At 71.6% G+C, this 15,839-nt stretch carries 16 protein-coding genes and 1 tRNA gene; 9 read left to right on the top strand and 8 right to left on the bottom strand.

The window, feature by feature from the left end; all coding sequences use genetic code 11:
• Nucleotides 1–12 precede the first annotated feature (12 nt).
• The 4 genes from BIV24_RS27160 to BIV24_RS27145 are packed head-to-tail and all read left to right on the top strand — an operon-like array spanning nucleotide 13 to nucleotide 5,232.
• Nucleotides 13–1,194 carry an HpcH/HpaI aldolase/citrate lyase family protein gene (locus BIV24_RS27160; protein WP_071369098.1) on the top strand — a complete coding sequence of 394 codons (1,182 nt, stop codon included), beginning with the start codon at nucleotides 13–15 and terminating at the stop codon, nucleotides 1,192–1,194.
• Nucleotides 1,195–1,234: 40 nt separating this feature from the next.
• Nucleotides 1,235–3,673: a phosphoribosyltransferase gene (locus BIV24_RS27155; RefSeq protein WP_071369097.1), complete on the top strand. Its 2,439-nt coding sequence runs from the start codon at nucleotides 1,235–1,237 to the stop codon at nucleotides 3,671–3,673.
• Nucleotides 3,670–4,563, top strand: a complete 894-nt coding sequence (locus tag BIV24_RS27150) for an HAD family hydrolase (RefSeq protein WP_071369096.1) — start codon at nucleotides 3,670–3,672, stop codon at nucleotides 4,561–4,563. Before BIV24_RS27155 ends, BIV24_RS27150 begins: the two co-directional genes overlap by 4 nt.
• 9 nt (nucleotides 4,564–4,572) lie before the next feature.
• Nucleotides 4,573–5,232: an O-methyltransferase gene (locus tag BIV24_RS27145; protein ID WP_071369095.1), complete on the top strand. Its 660-nt coding sequence runs from the start codon at nucleotides 4,573–4,575 to the stop codon at nucleotides 5,230–5,232.
• A 7-nt stretch (nucleotides 5,233–5,239) separates the two neighbouring features.
• On the opposite strand, the gene BIV24_RS32575 is transcribed toward BIV24_RS27145, so the two are convergent.
• The 3 genes from BIV24_RS32575 to BIV24_RS27135 form a co-directional block, all read right to left on the bottom strand.
• Nucleotides 5,240–5,461, bottom strand: coding sequence for an FmdB family zinc ribbon protein (locus tag BIV24_RS32575; RefSeq protein WP_079168567.1), 222 nt, complete (start codon nucleotides 5,459–5,461; stop codon nucleotides 5,240–5,242).
• 77 nt (nucleotides 5,462–5,538) lie between these two features.
• Nucleotides 5,539–6,978 (bottom strand): hypothetical protein, encoded by a 1,440-nt coding sequence (locus BIV24_RS27140; RefSeq protein ID WP_071369120.1) that lies wholly within the window; start codon nucleotides 6,976–6,978, stop codon nucleotides 5,539–5,541.
• Nucleotides 6,979–7,092: 114 nt separating this feature from the next.
• Complete coding sequence (locus BIV24_RS27135; protein WP_071369094.1) at nucleotides 7,093–7,887, bottom strand: DUF4097 family beta strand repeat-containing protein; 795 nt, start codon at nucleotides 7,885–7,887, stop codon at nucleotides 7,093–7,095.
• 188 nt (nucleotides 7,888–8,075) lie between these two features.
• Between BIV24_RS27135 and BIV24_RS27130 the strand changes: the two genes are divergently transcribed.
• Both BIV24_RS27130 and BIV24_RS27125 read left to right on the top strand, forming a co-directional pair.
• Nucleotides 8,076–8,150, top strand: a tRNA-Val gene (locus BIV24_RS27130).
• A 228-nt stretch (nucleotides 8,151–8,378) separates the two neighbouring features.
• Nucleotides 8,379–8,762, top strand: a complete 384-nt coding sequence (locus tag BIV24_RS27125; RefSeq protein WP_071369119.1) for a hypothetical protein — start codon at nucleotides 8,379–8,381, stop codon at nucleotides 8,760–8,762.
• 274 nt (nucleotides 8,763–9,036) lie between these two features.
• Here the strand turns inward: BIV24_RS27125 and BIV24_RS27120 are convergent, their stop codons facing one another.
• On the bottom strand, nucleotides 9,037–10,017 hold the full coding sequence (locus BIV24_RS27120; protein ID WP_071369093.1) for a DUF8017 domain-containing protein: 981 nt from the start codon (nucleotides 10,015–10,017) through the stop codon (nucleotides 9,037–9,039).
• Between the two features lie 70 nt (nucleotides 10,018–10,087).
• A complete protein-coding gene (locus tag BIV24_RS27115) occupies nucleotides 10,088–10,429 on the bottom strand; it encodes a hypothetical protein (RefSeq protein WP_071369092.1) in 342 nt (113 codons plus the stop codon).
• 264 nt (nucleotides 10,430–10,693) lie between these two features.
• Between BIV24_RS27115 and BIV24_RS27110 the strand changes: the two genes are divergently transcribed.
• Nucleotides 10,694–11,587 (top strand): LysR family transcriptional regulator, encoded by an 894-nt coding sequence (locus BIV24_RS27110; RefSeq protein WP_071369091.1) that lies wholly within the window; start codon nucleotides 10,694–10,696, stop codon nucleotides 11,585–11,587.
• A gap of 4 nt (nucleotides 11,588–11,591) precedes the next feature.
• Here the strand turns inward: BIV24_RS27110 and BIV24_RS27105 are convergent, their stop codons facing one another.
• Both BIV24_RS27105 and BIV24_RS27100 read right to left on the bottom strand, forming a co-directional pair.
• Entirely contained in the window at nucleotides 11,592–12,503 is a 912-nt protein-coding gene (locus tag BIV24_RS27105; protein ID WP_071369118.1) for a ketopantoate reductase family protein, read from the bottom strand.
• A gap of 129 nt (nucleotides 12,504–12,632) precedes the next feature.
• A complete protein-coding gene (locus BIV24_RS27100; RefSeq protein ID WP_071369090.1) occupies nucleotides 12,633–13,403 on the bottom strand; it encodes an MBL fold metallo-hydrolase in 771 nt (256 codons plus the stop codon).
• Between the two features lie 94 nt (nucleotides 13,404–13,497).
• Here BIV24_RS27100 and BIV24_RS27095 point away from each other — a divergent pair, with 94 nt between their 5' ends.
• Nucleotides 13,498–13,746, top strand: a complete 249-nt coding sequence (locus BIV24_RS27095; RefSeq protein ID WP_071369089.1) for a DUF2277 domain-containing protein — start codon at nucleotides 13,498–13,500, stop codon at nucleotides 13,744–13,746.
• Here BIV24_RS27095 and BIV24_RS27090 read toward each other — a convergent pair.
• Nucleotides 13,718–14,317, bottom strand: a complete 600-nt coding sequence (locus BIV24_RS27090; protein ID WP_071369088.1) for a DedA family protein — start codon at nucleotides 14,315–14,317, stop codon at nucleotides 13,718–13,720. The two genes, BIV24_RS27095 and BIV24_RS27090, sit on opposite strands and share 29 nt — an antisense overlap.
• Before the next feature lie 238 nt (nucleotides 14,318–14,555).
• Between BIV24_RS27090 and BIV24_RS27085 the strand changes: the two genes are divergently transcribed.
• Nucleotides 14,556–15,725 carry an NHL repeat-containing protein gene (locus tag BIV24_RS27085; protein ID WP_071369087.1) on the top strand — a complete coding sequence of 390 codons (1,170 nt, stop codon included), beginning with the start codon at nucleotides 14,556–14,558 and terminating at the stop codon, nucleotides 15,723–15,725.
• Nucleotides 15,726–15,839 lie beyond the last annotated feature (114 nt).

Genomic DNA, 15,839 nt, shown 5'->3' with positions numbered 1-15,839 from the left:
ACGGGGAGTCATATGCGTCATTTCGGGCACATTGCCCCGGAGCTGCGGCAGCGCCTGTTCCATCAGGAGCCGGCCGTGTTCACCGCCGACTCCCCCGCCCGCATCCTCTCCGCGGCCCTGGGTGCCACCCTGTACAGTCCGGCCACCCGGCCCCGCCTCTGCGACGACGTGGTCAAGCAGGCGAGCCGCGGGGTCGTGTCCATGGTGCTGTGTCTGGAGGACGCCATCGGTGACGCGGACGTCGCGGACGCCGAGGAGAACCTGGTCCAGCAGTTGACCGCGCTCACTGCCCGGGCAGGAGCTACCCCCGCGGACGCCGAACTGCCGCTGCTCTTCATACGCGTCCGCGCGCCGGAGCAGATCCCGGACCTGGTCGCCCGGCTCGGTCCGGCGGCCTGTCTGCTGTCCGGTTTCGTGCTGCCGAAGTTCACCGAGGAGCGGGGCGTCCCGTTCCTGGAGGCGCTGACGGCGGCCGAGGCGGCAAGCGGTCGGCGGCTGTTCGCCATGCCCGTCCTGGAGTCGCCCGACCTGCTCTACCTGGAGTCCCGCCGGGAGACCCTGGACGCGGTCTTCCGCACGGTCGACAAGTACCGCGACCACGTCCTCGCGTTGCGCCTCGGCGTCACCGACTTCTGCTCGTCCTACGGGCTGCGCAGAGCGCCCGACATGACCGCGTACGACCTCCAGATCGTCGCTTCCGTGATCGCCGACGTGGTCAATGTCCTCGGGCGCGCCGACGGCAGCGGATTCACGGTGACCGGGCCCGTGTGGGAGTACTTCCGGGTCCAGGAGCGCATGTTCAAGCCGCAGTTGCGGCGCAGCCCCTTCCTGGCGGGTGAGGTCGAGGAGTTGCGCGAGACGCTCATCGCGCACGACATGGACGGGCTGCTGCGGGAGATCGCCCTCGACCGCGCCAACGGCCTGCTCGGCAAGACCTGTATCCACCCCTCGCATGTGATGCCCGTGCACGCGCTGTCGGTCGTCAGCCATGAGGAGTTCAGCGACGCGCAGGACATCCTGCGGCCCGAGCGCCTGGGCGGGGGCGTGCTGCGCTCCGCGTACACGAACAAGATGAACGAGGTGAAGCCGCACCGCGCATGGGCCGAGCGCACCCTCCAGCGCGCCGAGGTCTTCGGTGTCGCGAACGAGGACATCGGCTTCGTGGACCTGCTGGCCGCCGGGCTGCCCGGCTGAGAGCCGGAACCGGCCGTTTCGCCGTAGTGACAAGGAACCGATGAGAGACATGGTCTGGTCCGGAACGTGGGTCGCCGAGCGGCTCGGAGTCGAACTGGTCGGCGACGGGAAGCTGACCGAGCTGCTGGGGCTCGCGCTGCGGCACAACCCCAAGCGGGCGCATCTGCTCGTCTCCCATGTGCTGGGCAAGCATGTTCCGCAGTCCCCTTCCGTCGTCTACGGCCACGGGTTCGCGCTCGGCCGCCGGGTGCGGGAACTGCTGGGCGCCGAGAGCCCGGAGGAGAGCCGGGCGGTCGTACTCGGGTACGCGGAGACGGCCACCGCACTCGGCCACTCGGTCGCGGACGGCCTCGGCCACGCGCCCTACCTCCACTCCACCCGCCGCCCCGTCGAGGGCGTCGCGCGCGCCGGAGGCTTCGAGGAGTCCCACTCGCACGCGACCTCGCATCTGCTGCTGCCGAACGACCCGGCCCTGCTGGCGGGCGACGGCCCGCTGGTTCTCGTCGACGACGAGTTCTCGACCGGCAACACGGTCCGGAACACGATCCGCGACCTGCACGGGCGGTATCCGAGGAAGCGGTATGTCGTCGTCACCCTGGTCGACCTGCGCTCGGCCGCGGACCTGGGCCGTCTGGAGGAGTTCGGGCGGGAGATCGGCGCGCGGATCGACCTGGTGACGCTGGCCACCGGGACCGTACGGCTGCCGGAGGGCGTCCTGGAGAAGGGGCAGGAACTGGTCGCCCGGCACGAGTCGGCACCGCTCGACCGGGAGCCCCACGGGACCGTCACCCGCGTGCGGCTCGGCTGGCCCCGCGGCCTGCCCGACGGCGGACGGCACGGCTTCACCCCCGAGCACCGGGCCCGGCTGGAGCGCGCGCTGCCGGCGATGACCGCGCGGATCGCCGAAGCGCTGCCCGCGGGCGCCCGGCGCGTGCTCGTGCTCGGCTTCGAGGAGCTGATGTACGCGCCGCTCAGGCTCGCACGGGAACTGGAGCAGGTCGTGGCCGCCGAGGTCCGCTACTCCACGACCACCCGCTCGCCGGTCCTCGCGATCGACGACCCCGGCTATGCGATACGCAGCCGGATCGTCTTCCCCGCCCATGACGACCCGGCCGACGGCCCCGGCGAGCGCTACGCCTACAACGTCGCGGACGCCGGCTTCGACGCCGTCGTCGCGGTCGTGGACTCCCGGGCCGACACTCCCGAGCTGCATGCCCCCGGCGGCCTGCTGGACCGGCTCGCCGCCCACACCCCGTACGTCCTGCTCGCGGTCGTCCCCAGTTACGTCCCCGAGCCCCCGCACGTCCCCGAAAGGCCCGTCATGCTGCCCGAGCCCCTTCGCGGCCCCGCCTTCTCCTCGTACGCGCCGGACGAGGTCGGCTGGCTGCTGCAGGACCTCTCGGACGTCACCCTGGAGGCGCCGACGGAGGAGCGCGAGGAGGCGATCCAGAGCGGCGGCGCGCACTACGCGGAGTCGCTGCCGGTGGAGTACCAGCCGAGCGAGCAGTACCAGGAGCTGTTCCACACGGCGCTGGGGGCCTCGGCGACCCGTCTCGCCCAGGCGGTCGGCGTGGTCACCGAGACGGTCCTCGCCGAGCGGTCGCCCCGGCCCGTCCTGGTCTCGCTGGCCCGCGCAGGCACCCCGGTCGGCGTCCTGATGCGCCGCTGGGCGCGGCACCGGCACGGCCTCGACCTGCCGCACTACGCGGTGTCGATCGTGCGCGGCCGGGGCATCGACGCCAACGCCCTGCGCTGGCTGGCCGACCGGTACGACCCCTCCGACGTCGTCTTCGTCGACGGCTGGACCGGCAAGGGCGCCATCACCCGGGAACTGGCCGAAGCGATCAGGGAGTTCGAGGCCTCGGACGGCATCACGGGCTTCGACCCGGAGATCGCGGTGCTCGCCGATCCGGGCTCGTGCACACGGACGTACGGCACCCGGGAGGACTTCCTGATCCCGTCCGCCTGCCTCAACTCGACGGTCTCCGGGCTGATTTCGCGGACGGTGCTGCGCGCCGACCTGGTCGGCACGCACGACTACCACGGCGCGAAGTTCTACCGCGAACTCGCCGGAACGGATGCGTCGGCCGCCTTCCTCGACGCCGTCTCCGCCCGCTTCGCCGAGGTCGAGGAGAAGGTCCGGGCACAGACCAAGGAACTGCTCGACGGCGACCGCACACCGACCTGGGAGGGCTGGGCGGCGGTGGAACGCATCAGCGAGGAGTACGGCATCCGCGACGTGAACCTCGTCAAGCCGGGCGTCGGCGAGACCACGCGCGTCCTGCTGCGCCGGGTGCCCTGGAAGGTCCTGGCCCGGGCCGGGGCGGGCGCCGACCTCGACCATGTCCGTCTGCTGGCCGGGCAGCGCGGCGTGCCGGTGGAGGAGGTCGAGGAACTTCCGTACACCTGTGTGGGGCTGATTCACCCCCAGTACACGCGGGGCGCGACCGGCGCCGACGGCAGGGCGGTGTCCGTATGAGCCCCGTGCTGGTCGCCAGCGATCTCGACCGTACGCTGATCTACTCCGCCGCGGCGCTCGCGCTGACCATGCCGGATATGCGGGCACCCCGTCTGCTGTGCGTCGAGGTGCACGAGAGCAAGCCGCTGTCTTACATGACCGAGGCCGCGGCCGGGTTGCTGACCGGCCTCGGGGACCGGGCGGTGTTCGTGCCGGCCACGACCCGCACCCGCAAGCAGTACCAGCGCATCAACCTGCCGGGCCCCACACCGAAGTACGCGGTCTGCGCGAACGGCGGTCATCTGCTGGTCGACGGAGTCTCGGACCCCGACTGGCACGCGGGGGTGCTGGCCCGGCTCGCCGACGAGTGCGCGCCGCTGGCCGAGGTGCGCGCGCACCTCGAGGCCGCCGCGGACCCGGCCTGGGTGCGCAAACACCGGGTCGCCGAGGACCTCTTCGTCTATCTGGTCGTCGAGCGCGAGCTGCTGCCCGAGGAGTGGGTGAAGGAGCTGGCCGAGTGGGCGGAGCAGCGCGGCTGGACGGTGTCGCTCCAGGGCCGCAAGGTCTACGCCGTGCCCGGGCCGCTCACCAAGGGCGCGGCCGTCCGCGAGGTGGCCCGTCGCACCGGTGCCGGGCTCACGCTCGCCGCCGGGGACTCACTGCTGGACGCGGACCTGCTGCTCGCCGCGGACCGCGGCTGGCACCCGGGCCACGGCGAACTGGCCGACAGCGGCTGGACGGCACCGGGGACCGGCGCCCTGCCGGAGCGGGGTGTACTGGCCGGGGAGCGGATCCTGCGGGAGTTCCTGAAGGCGGCACGCGAGTTCCGCCAGGGACAGGTCCGGCCAGGTGAGCCCAGGGATACGGTGGAGGGGAGCGCGGAGCGCTCGGGACCTTGGGGCAGAGACTGAGGAGGTCGCGTGGCCAAGGGGAACGGAACGCCGCTGACGGACGAGTTGTATGCGTACATGCTCGGCCACAACCCCCCGCTGGACCCGGTGCAGCGGATGCTCGTCGAGACCACCCATACGCAGCTGCCGCTGGTGGCGGGCAAGCAGGTCGCCGAGGAGCAGGGGCCGCTGCTGGCGTTCCTGGTGCGGCTGACCGGGGCGCGCCGGATCGTCGAGATCGGGACCTTCACCGGGCTGTCCGCGCTGTCCATGGCGCAGGCGCTGCCGTCCGACGGGACGCTGCTGACGTGCGACGTCTCCGAGGAGTGGACCGAGTACGCGCGCACGGCCTGGGCGAAGGCGGGCGTGGCCGACCGGATCGAGCTGCGGATCGCACCCGCGCTGCGGACCCTGCAGGACCTGCCGGCCGAACCGCACATCGACATGGCGTTCATCGACGCGGACAAGGACAACTACATCGCCTACTGGGACGAGTTGGTGCCGCGTATGCGCCCCGGAGGCCTGCTCGCGGTGGACAACGTCTTCTACCACGGCGATGTGACGGACCCGGACGCGACCGGACTCGCGGCCGCGATCAAGGACTTCAACGCCCATGTGCGGGCGGACGACCGAGTGGACAGCGTGATGCTGGCGGTGGCGGACGGCCTGACCCTGGCACGCCGGCGCTGAGCGGCACTCAGCCGCAGCAGCCCCCGCCGCAGCACCCGCCCCCTGCGCCGCCCGCCCGCGGCGCCGGCGCGGCGGCGGTCGCGGTGCCTCCCACCACGACCGTCGACAGGAGCTTCACCGTGTCGTCATGGCCCGACGGGCAGGACGCGGGGGCGGAGGACTCCGCCATCGGACGGCTCAGTTCGAACGTGTCGCCGCAGGTACGGCAGCGGTACTCATAGCGAGGCATGCGCACAGGTTAACGGGCGGCCCCCGAAGAGCACAGGCCGTCCGGGGCCGAGGCTCCACGGTGATCGGGGGCCGGTGCTACGACGCGCCCGTGCCGCGTTCCTCGCGGATGCGGGCCACGACCTGGGCGGCCGTCTGCCGCACCGCCTCCGTCTCGGTCAGGAAGTGCCAGTAGTCCGGGTGGCGGCCCTCCAGCGTGGCGATCGCACGGTCGAGACGGGCCACGGACTCGTCGAGCGGGCGGGCGTGCCGCGGATCGGGAGCCGTACGCCCCGTCATGGCCAGCCGCTGCGCGTCCCGGACCGCGAACCGGGTCCGTTCGATCTCCGCCTGCGGATCCTTCTGCACGGCGTTGAGCTGCCGCAGCCGGTCGCCGGCCGCGGACACGGCCTCGTCCGTGGTGTTCAGCAGCGCCCGTACGGTGGACAGCAGTGAGGTCGCGTCCGGCCAGTGCTGGGCGGCGCGGGCGGCCTGCGCCTCCTTCAGCTTCAGCTCGGCCTGCCGTACCGCCTCGCCGGCCTGGTCCGGCACGTGCTGCAGATCCTGCCAGCAGGCGGCCGAGAACCGTCGCCGCAGCTCACTCAGTACGGGATCCACCTGACCGGCACGGGTGGTGAGCGCCTGCGCGCGGGTGCGCAGGGACACCAGCCGGTTGTCGATCTCGGCGGCGCGCTCAGGCAGCCGCGCGGCCTCCGCGCGTACGGCCTCGGCCTCTCGCGTAACCCGCTCGGCGCGCTCCAGGGTCTGCGGCACGCCGTACTGTGCCGCGCCCTGGTTGAGCTTGGTCAGTTCGGGGGCGAGGGCGGCCAGACGCGCGGCCAGGTCGTCGGCCTTCAGACCGGAGTTCCGCACGTCGTCCAGGGCGTTGCTGGCGGCGAGCAGGGCCTGGCGGGCCCGCTCCACGGCCGGGGCGACCCGGGCGAGCTGGGTCTCGGCCTTGCCTAGCAGCGGCCCGAGCCCCTGGGCGAAACGATCCAGCTCCTGCTTCACACGGACGAGATCGTCCTTGGCGGTGGTGAGTTCGGCGCGGGCGCGGGACGCCGCGGAGGCCTCGAGATCGACCCGGTCGAGGTCGTGCGCGTCCACGGCCTCGATGTAGCGGTGGCTGACCTCGTCGATGCGCTGCCCGAGTGCCTCGAAATCGGCGATCGCGCGGCGCGCGGCGGGGGAGTCGTCGACGGCGGTGATGGTCTCGATCGAGATCCTCAGATCGCGCTGGGCGGTGTCGAGCTCGTAGAACGCGGCCGCGGCGGCGTCCTTGGCGGCCTGCGCCTCGGTCCGCAGCCCCTCGGCCCGTCCCCCGAACCACCGCCGCGTCCCGCCGGAGGCGAACGACGCGGGGAGGAGGAGGGCGGCGACCACGGGGAGCGCGAGGAGGGCAAGAGTGTCACGGACGGGGCCGGGGCGCCGCGCACGGCGCGCTTCGGCGGGTGGCGCGGTGCCGAGGCGGCAGCTCGGCGCGTGACGGCGCGCACATGGCGCAAGCGGTGGGTACGGCTGCGGTGGTGTCGCCGTCACATCCCTCTCCCGTGTCATTCGCCCTGCCGGTTCATTCTCCCACCGGTTGAGGACGAACACACGGGGCGATCGGTTCACGGTGTCGGGGGCGGGTCTCCGCCCCGGCCGCGCCGCCTAACCCGCCGTCCGTACGGTGACCGAGCCGTTCCTCGTCAGTGTGTCGATCACATGGGAGCTCTTCGGGTCCTGGGGGACGGACACGTGGGTCGAGCCGTTGTGGGTGTCGGTGGTCACGTGGTAGCTGCCCTGGGGCAGTGCGATCGACACCGAGCCGTTGCGGCTGCTCGCTTCCACTTGGTCGGGCACGACCGCGAGTTCGAGGTGGACCGGGCCGTTCCGCGTTTCGACGTGCACGCGCCGTGAGCTCACGCCCGTCGCACGGATCGGCCCGTTGTGGCTGTCCAGCGTCAGCGGCCCCGTGGAGTCGGTCACCCCTACCGAACCGTTCCGTGTGCGAATGCTCAGTGCCTCCTTGACGCCCTGCGCCCGCACGCTCCCGTTGCGTTCGTCGACCTTGACGGCGACCCCACGCGGCACCTCGATCCGGTGCCGGGCGGAGCACCTTGCGACCACACCTGAACACTTCACCCGCAGGACGAGCCGGTCGTCCTGCATGGCCCAGGTCACCCGGGGGTCGTCACCGACCAGGACCGTGCCCCGGAACCACCGCGTGACCTCGACCTTGTCCACGTTCGCCGGAACGATTTCCAGCGCCGAGTTGTCGGAGTCGACGGTGAGGGTACGGCCGTGCAGCGCGAAGGCACGGTGATCCGGATGCTTGTCGTCGGCCGCGTCGTCTCCACAGGCGGCGGCCGTAGCGACGAGCACCGCGACGACTCCCGTGACGGCGACTGCCCGGGCACGCTTCGTCCGCCGAGTGCGTCCAGTACGCGCGGCCGTACGAGCCATGAGTTTCCCCCCGAAGAGATGATGATCTGATGAACCTGCCCTTCGACCGTACGCATCCGCGGCCCCCGTGAGGATCCGGCGTGCTCCCGGGTCGGGGGTGGGGATAACCCCCGCAGCAGCCTGTCGCGGCGTCCGTGGAACACGGGTGTGCAGGGCAGGACCTCAGGCAATGTAGGCTGTCCACTCCTGGGCGCGTAGCTCAGCGGTAGAGCGCCGCCCTTACAAGGCGGATGTCGGCGGTTCGAAACCGTCCGCGCCCACCAGTCTCAGGACGAAAGAAAGGCCCAGGTCAGCGGGTAGACACCCGGAGACCTGGGCCTTGATCTTTCTCGGCCGCTCGGACCCGCCACTTACGTGCCGGATGGGCCATGAGGCGGCCGCTTCACACGTCTGATCTGCCAGACGGTGCGGGTCTCCAGGTCCTGGGTTGCGCTCTGCCCGGGTCTCGGCATGCCTCAGCCGGCCGCCGGCAAGAAGAGCAGACTGTGCACGTGCAGCTCCCCGCCGAAGCCGTTGCGTCCACCGTGCTGATCGAGGTCGTGAGGATCTCCGCCCTGCCGGCCAAGAAGGGCGCCCCCTGTCCCGGCAGGGCGGTCGCCCACTGGACCGGGAGCGAGGCCACCAACGCCCTGACTTTGATCGAGAACCTGCCCGGCAGCGAACAGCACTGCTGCGGCTTCTCGCCAGGCTGGAGTGTCCGGGCCTACGAGGACTCTCTCGACCTGGTGCTGTTCGAGGCCGCGTTCTGTTTCAGATGCCACGAGGTCCGCATGCACGGAACGGCAGTGCCAGCCGCGCTGGCCACGCAGTTCTTCGACGCGGACACCCTGCCGGCCCAGGCCCTCCTGGCTCTTTTCCGCGCGGCAACCACATAGCCGGCCCGCCGGGGCTGCAGCACCGAAGGCGCCGGATGGCAGCCACGGTTGACGGCCGCGGCACGGATCCGCATCTGCACTCTTCTCGGCTGGTGCCGAACGTCTCGACGGCCCGGCCGGACAGGCGACGCGGCAGCCCTCCTGGCCGGTGGCGGCTTCGCACCGGCCTTGGCGCCATGTCGGCGTGGACCGGACAGCGGTCATCGGCGGGGAAGCCCTGGGGCTGAGCCAGAAGCAGGGTGCCACGGCCGCGCCGTGACACCCCGCGGGTGGTTCAGTGCGCTGCCGGGTCGCCGTGCAGCCTGACCGTGCTGAGGATCTTCATGATGGTCTTCTTGGGGACCTCTTCACCAACGCCCTTGGCGCCGTAGAAGGTCCACGACACGAAGTCACCGGCCGAGTTCTTGAAGCCGAACGACACCGCTTTGCCGTCGCTCTCGCACTTGCCCTTGCCCTTCGACGGCGAGTTGGTCGACCAGGCCCAGGCGATGCTGCCCTTGACGCCCGTGTTCGTCGTGTAGGGCTGGGCCTTCTCGTCGACGCTGATGCTCTTCTTGTCCGGCTGCGTGTAGGGGGCGTACACCCACCAGTACACCGTGTTCAGTGCCACATCGTCGGTGTTCTTGGCGCCCTTGGCGCCCTTGGTACCCGTCGTGGCCAGCGACGTGTCGTCCGTGTGGCCGTCCTTGTCGTCGTCGGACGTGCACCATTTCGATTTGTAACTGGCGATGCCTCCCAGATAGGCGATGGGCTCGCCCGTCTTCACGTCCGAGAAGGCGGCGGCGCGGTCCGGGCCCATCACCTCCCAGTCCGCCGGGACGTCGAAGGCGACGCCCCACTTGGGGTTGACGACGACCTTCCAGCCCGGGACGGTCGGCTTGTCGGTCTCGGTACCGCGCGCCTCGTCGTCCGACTCGGACGGGGAGGCCTTCGCGCTCTGCGAGGAACTGGCAGACGCCTTGGCGTCCTTGGCCTTGGCATCCTTGTTTCCGCCCAGGAGCAGGAAGCCGGCGACGCCCGCGGCCACGACGACGGCCGTGGCCGCCGCGATCACGACGACCTTCGTGCGCTTCCCGCCGCCCCCGCCGCTCGGCGGCTGCTCCTGCGTCGGCGCACCCCACTGCGACTGCCCCGGCTGCTGATAGGGGTGTGGCTGCTGCTGGTACGGATTGGGTTGCTGGTACCCCGGCTGCTGGTAGGGGTTCTGGTGCTGCGGGTTCGGCTCGCCCCCGGGCGGCTGCTGTCCTTGCCACATGGGCAGCAACCCTAAAGGAGGCCGTGGTGGGGGAGTTGACCGGTCGGAGCCGGGTGGTCCGGGCCCTGCCTCATGTCTCAGTCGGCGGCTCCTCGTGCACGTGCTTCAGGCGCATACGCGCGTCCACCTTGCCCTCGGTCGTCACCTCCACCCAGAAGCGGTGACAGGAGACGAACACCGCGAGTTCCCGCTCGCGCTGCCGGAGCTTTTCCACCTCGGCCTGTTCGTCCTCGGTCCAGCCCGGGGAGGCCGGGCGCTCCACCTTGCGCCAACCGGTGGCGTCGCTGAAGCCGTCCAGTGGTTCCACCGACCAGGGCAGCCGCTTCAGCAGGGTCAGGAGCTCTGCCCGGACCTGGTGCAGCTCCTCCTGGCCGGCGAGGAGGTCACTCGGGAAGTCATAGGTCACAGCCACACGGCAATGCTACGTCTGTTCGATTTTTCGATGCGAGTTGCTTCGGCCGCTTCATCCGAACGGTTGTATGGCGTCGCTCCTGGCGCAGAGGCGTCCCCTCATAAGCCCCGAGGCGCACCGGGGTGTCGTCGAGCGGACCCCCGCGCCTCGGCGAGACGGGCACCGCGGCCGAGGTCCTGGAGCTGCCGGCCAAGGCCCACGCGGTCTGACGTTTCCCCGCACCGCCCGGCGGCCGGCCGCGCCCGGCGGCTACCTTTGACCACCGTGACCCTCGATGATCTGCGTGTCTTCGTCGCCGTCTGCCGGGCCGGAAGCCTCAGTGCGGTGGCCCGGGAGCTGGGCTGCACCCAGTCCGCCGTCAGCCAGCACGTACGGCGGCTGGAGCGCGAGGTGGGCGTCGGACTGGTGGAGCGGCAGTCGCGCGGGGTCGTACCCACCCGGGCCGGGCGCGTGCTCCACCAGGCCGCCGCGGAGGGGATGTCCGGGCTCGACCTGGCGCTGCGCAGGCTGGCGGAGATCGCGCAGGGCGACGGTGGCGTCGTACGGATCGCCACCGGCAGTGTCACCGTGCGGCACTTCATGGCCGCGGCGGTCGCCGAGTTCCGGCGGCAACATCCCCGGGTCAGCCTGGAGTTCCAGACCGAGAGTTCGAGCCGGAGCTGCTTCGACGCACTGCGGGAGCCCGGGCTCGACCTCGCCTGGGTGACCCTCGGGGCGCCCGTGCGCGGCGTCGAGCAGCGGCCCGTCGCCCATCTGTCCTGGGTGCTCGCCATGCCCGCCGACGACGAACTCGCCGGGCGGGAGCGGGCCGAGGCCGCCGACCTGGCCGGGCTGCGACTCATCAGCCTGCCCGAGGGCTCCACCTCCCGCACCCAACTCGACGCTGCCTACGTCGAGTTGGGGATACCTGCGGCCACCTCCGACACCAGTGTGGCCGACTGGGACACCGCCGTCCTGCTCGCCGAACTCGGCGTCGGCCGCGCGGTTGTGCCCGACCTGCCCGGCTTTCGCGCCCACGACCGGCCCGGGCTGCGGTTCGTCCCGGTGCCCGAACTGCCGCCGCTCGCCGTCGGCTGGGCGGTGCGCCGCTGGGACACGCTGTCCCCGTCGGCCCACGCCTTCGCCGACATGGTCAGCCGGCACAACGCGCTGTCCTGACGGCTCACGAGTTCGGCAACGACCGGCCCAACTCCCCGACGAGGCGCGTCGCCACCGGCACCGCCACCCCGTGCCGCTCGGCCGCCCTCAGCAACGCCCCGCCGATCGCGTCCAGCTCGAGCGGGCGGCCGGCCTCCGCGTCGCGCTGCATCGACGACTTCGTCTCCGCCGGGAAGGCGTCGTACCGCGCGAGGGCCGCCGCCGGGTCCGTGGCCGCGCCGCTCGCCCGGCCGACCGCCGCCGTCTCCTCCACCAGGGACACCAGTTCCTCGCGGTGCAGGGTGCGGATGTCGCCGAGTGGCACCCCGTACCGCGTCGTGAGCAGCGCGAGCGGCGCAAGGAACCCCATCTTCGCCCACAGGGTCGCCGCCTCTCCGTCCAGGACGTGGGTCCGCACCCCCGCCCACTCGAGGGCCCCGGCGAGCCGGTCGAGACGGTCGCGCGCCACGGTGTCCCCGGTCAGATCGACCTCCATGAACGGGCTGTCGTGCTCGATCACCGCGGGCGCGACACGGGTCGACTCGACGCGGATCACGGCGGGTGCCACTCGCGCGGCGCCGTAGCGTCCGCGCAGGACCTCCGGGTGTTCCACGCCGTTCAGCAGCGGTACGACCAGGGTGTCTTCGCCGAGCACCGTCGCCGGTACGCGGTCCAGCGCGGCGTCGAGCGCGGTGTGCTTGACCGCGACGAACACGACGTCGGCCGGCTCGCGCAGTTCCGTGTCCGCCTCGACCTGCGCCGTGAAGTCCCCGAACCGGTTGCTGCGTACGCGGATGCCGTGCTCGCTGAGCGTGCGTGAGGTCTCCTCGCCCGCCAGGCAGATCACCCGGTGCCCGGCCCGGGCCAGCAGCGCGGCGAGCAGACCGCCGACACCGCCCGGTCCCAGGACTGCCACCGTGAGGTTCTCGTTCGTCATGTCCCGTCCCCGTTCATTGTTCTGGTCCCCGGTCGAAGACCTCTCGGCGATGATCACAAGGGGTGGACAGTCCAGTCAATCCTCGGAAGAGCTTGGTCATCCCCTAGGAAATGCTTGGGTCTCGTTGCCCTACAGGCGCACCGAGGAGCCCGGTTCCAGCAGGTGCAGCCGGTCCGGCAGGCTCGCGTCCGCGAACGCCTTTGCCAGCGTGGGGCCGTCCTCGGTGAAGTGGGCCCAGTGCTCGAAGTGCAGCGGTACGACATGGCGAGCGCCGAGGATCCGAGCCGCCTCGGCGGCGTCCCGGCTCGTCAGCGTCAGCGGGGCGTCCGGGACGAGGGGGGTCCGGGCGGCGCCCGCGAACAGGAGGGCCAGGTCGACCGGGCCGAGGCGGTCGGTGATCGTACGGACCACGCCGAGGGAGGCGTTGTCGCCGCTGACGTACACCGTGGGGAGGCCCTCGCCGGACAGGACGAAGCCGGTGACCTCGCCGACCAGCGGCTCGCTGCCTTCGGGGCCGTGCAGCGCGGGCACGGCGGTCACGCGCAGCACCCCGCCGTCGGGGCAGGGCAGCTCTAGATGGTCCCAGGACGGCAGGGCCCGCACCGGGGCGCCGATACGGTCGTACGCCGATGCCGTGGACAGGGCCAGCGGGGCCTCGGCCAGGTAGCGGCGGCCCGCGGTGTCCAGGTTGTCCGGGTGCTGGTCGTGGGAGAGGAGGACGGCGTCGACCGGGGCGATCTCCGTCGCCGTCCGCGCGGGGCCGGCCGTCTTGACCAGGGCGCGCGAGCCGACGGCGTAGGTGCCCGGGGCGTCGAAGGTCGGGTCCGTGAGCAGACGTACGCCGCCCAGCTCGATGACGGCGGTGGGACCGCCCACGTACAGGATGTCGGCAGAGGTCATGCCGTGCCCAACTCGGCGGGGGAGCACGGGTATTCCTCGCGTGACACGTGCTCCGTCGTACCCGGGGGGCGGCGGAGCGCGCGACACTGGACGCATGTGCCGCAGCATCAAGACGCTTCGCCCGCCCGCCCTCCCCGAAGAGGCCACGGAGGAGGAGATCCGCGCCGCCGCGCTCCAGTTCGTGCGCAAGGTCTCCGGCTTCCGGGCCCCGGCCGCCCACAACCGTGAGGTGTTTGACCAGGCGGTGGACGCGGTCGCCGCGGCGACGGCGGAGTTGCTCGCCGGTCTGGAGGTGCGGGGGCGGACTCGGGAGGCTACTTCTGCGGTGCGGGACGGCGCATGAAGTAGGTGGCGCCCGCGCCCGCCGCGAACAGGGCCGTCACCGAGACGCCCGTCGCCAGCCAGCTGGTGCCCAGCCACTGGCCGCCGAAGTAGCCGAGGGCCACGCTGTACCCGGCCCAGGTGACACCCGCCAGCGCCGACCAGGGCAGGAAGTCGCGTGCGCGGCGGCGGGCGGCGCCTGCGCCGAGGGAGACGACCGAGCGGCCCGCGGGCGCGAACCGGGCGAGTATCACCAGCGTGCCGCCACCGCGGGCGAGCGCCGCTCCGAGGCGTTCCTGTGCGCTCGTCAGCCGGCGTGAGCGGGCGATCGCCCGGTCCAGTCGGGCGCCGCCGCTCCAGGCCAGGCGGTATGCCACCAGGTCGCCCAGAACCGAGGCCGTCGCCGCGCACAGGAGGAGCCCGAGGACGTCCGGTACGTGCGCGACGGCCGAACCGGCCGCTGCCGCCGTCGCCGCGGTGATGACGAGGATGCCGCTCGGCAGGAGCGGCAGGAAGACGTCCAGCAGGACCGACACGGCCACCACGGGATAGATCCAGAGGCTGCTGGTCAGCGACCCCACGATCTCGAGCACCCGGAACTCCCCCCGTCCTTCTCCCCAGAGGCGGCTGCGTGCCGCGATGCCGCGAGGTCGCGGGGGAGCGGCAGGAGCGGCCTTCGACAGCCGTACAGCGTACGCGGCAGGTGTGACAGACGCTGCAGCGGGGGCTGCTGAGACCGCGTCGGCCGGAACCCGGGGCCGACGGCAACGTGATCCCCTGTTGGCGGAACTAACTATGCGTCAGCGGACATCCTGTACCTAACGTGATGTCATGATCACTGTTTTGCACCCCCATGAGGTGCCCAAGAGGCGTCCCTGGCGCCGCCTGCGCCGTTCGCTCGTCGTGACCATGGCGACCCTGACCCTCGGCACCGGTACCGCCTTCGCGGCCGGCGGCGGCCATGGCCATGGCCGCCAGCCCTTCCTCGGCCCGCTGCACACCGTGAGCCCCGTCGCCTCCACCGTTCCTGCCAACGGTGACAATAACCCCTACGGAACGGTGGTCGTTCCGCAGACCATTGGTGACCTGCACAAGGGCAACGTGCTGGTGAGCAACTTCAACAACTCGCTCATTCAGCAGGGCACCGGCACCACCATCGTGCAGGTGAGTCCGAACGGCCAGGTCAGTCAGTTCGCCCAGATCGATCCGGCTGATCTGCCCGGGCCCTGTCCCGGCGGCGTCGGCCTCACCACGGCGCTCTCCGTCCTGCCCCATGGCTGGGTCGTGGTCGGCAGCCTCCCCACGGGCGACGGCGATCCGGCCCACGCCCAGGCCGGTTGCCTTCTCGTCCTGGACAGCCATGGCACCGTACGCACGACGTTCTCCGGTGACGGCATCAACGGTCCCTGGGACATGACCTCGGTGAGCAAGGGCGACCGCGCCGAGCTGTTCGTGACGAATGTGCTCAACGGCACGGTCGCCGGCGGCGGCAACGTGGTGAACGAGGGTACGGTGCTGCGCATCGACCTGCGTCTGCGCGGCGACGATCCGCCGATGCGTAAGTCGACCACCGTGATCGGCTCGGGCTTCGCCCAGAAGACCGACCCGGCCGCGCTCGTCATCGGTCCCACGGGTGTGGGCCTCGGCCGCGACGGCACGCTCTATGTGGCCGACACCCTCAACAGCCGCATTGCTGCCATCCCGCGCGCACTCACCCGCCACTCCACCGCGGGCATCGGCAAGGATGTCAGCGTCGGCGGGCTGCTCAACGGCCCTCTTGGAATGGCCATCGCACCCAACGGGAACATCCTCACCGTCAACGGGGGCGACGGAAACATCGTCGAGACGACCCCGCGCGGCGTCCAGGTGGCCTCCCGGCAGCTCGACTCGAGCGGCAGTCCGCCGGGCGCGGGCGCGTTGTTCGGGCTCGCCGTGGGGCCGGACCGCCGCTCGGTGTACTTCGTCGACAACGCCACCAACTTCCTCAACGTGCTGCACTGATCCCCGCCTGTGGCTGCGGACGGAAGGAGGTGCCCGGCGGCGGACCGGGCGATGGGCCCGGCTGAACCTCCGCATGGTTCGGGGGTCGATCACCGACTGCCAACGGAGCGAAGG

Origin of the sequence: Streptomyces colonosanans (assembly GCF_001866645.1) — a bacterium.
GTDB lineage: Bacteria > Actinomycetota > Actinomycetes > Streptomycetales > Streptomycetaceae > Streptomyces > Streptomyces colonosanans.
This window is presented reverse-complemented; position numbering and strand designations above follow the sequence as displayed.

What these genes read in the sequence shown, in the direction of transcription:
- BIV24_RS27160 (WP_071369098.1), top strand. Translation starts at nt 13, where the DNA reads ATGCGTCATTTCGGGCACATTGCCCCGGAGCTGCGGCAGCGCCTGTTC.
- BIV24_RS27155 (WP_071369097.1), top strand. Translation starts at nt 1,235, where the DNA reads ATGAGAGACATGGTCTGGTCCGGAACGTGGGTCGCCGAGCGGCTCGGA.
- BIV24_RS27150 (WP_071369096.1), top strand. Translation starts at nt 3,670, where the DNA reads ATGAGCCCCGTGCTGGTCGCCAGCGATCTCGACCGTACGCTGATCTAC.
- BIV24_RS32575 (WP_079168567.1), bottom strand. Translation starts at nt 5,461, where the DNA reads ATGCCTCGCTATGAGTACCGCTGCCGTACCTGCGGCGACACGTTCGAA.
- BIV24_RS27135 (WP_071369094.1), bottom strand. Translation starts at nt 7,887, where the DNA reads ATGGCTCGTACGGCCGCGCGTACTGGACGCACTCGGCGGACGAAGCGT.
- BIV24_RS27120 (WP_071369093.1), bottom strand. Translation starts at nt 10,017, where the DNA reads ATGTGGCAAGGACAGCAGCCGCCCGGGGGCGAGCCGAACCCGCAGCAC.
- BIV24_RS27105 (WP_071369118.1), bottom strand. Translation starts at nt 12,503, where the DNA reads ATGACGAACGAGAACCTCACGGTGGCAGTCCTGGGACCGGGCGGTGTC.
- BIV24_RS27100 (WP_071369090.1), bottom strand. Translation starts at nt 13,403, where the DNA reads ATGACCTCTGCCGACATCCTGTACGTGGGCGGTCCCACCGCCGTCATC.
- BIV24_RS27095 (WP_071369089.1), top strand. Translation starts at nt 13,498, where the DNA reads ATGTGCCGCAGCATCAAGACGCTTCGCCCGCCCGCCCTCCCCGAAGAG.
- BIV24_RS27085 (WP_071369087.1), top strand. Translation starts at nt 14,556, where the DNA reads ATGATCACTGTTTTGCACCCCCATGAGGTGCCCAAGAGGCGTCCCTGG.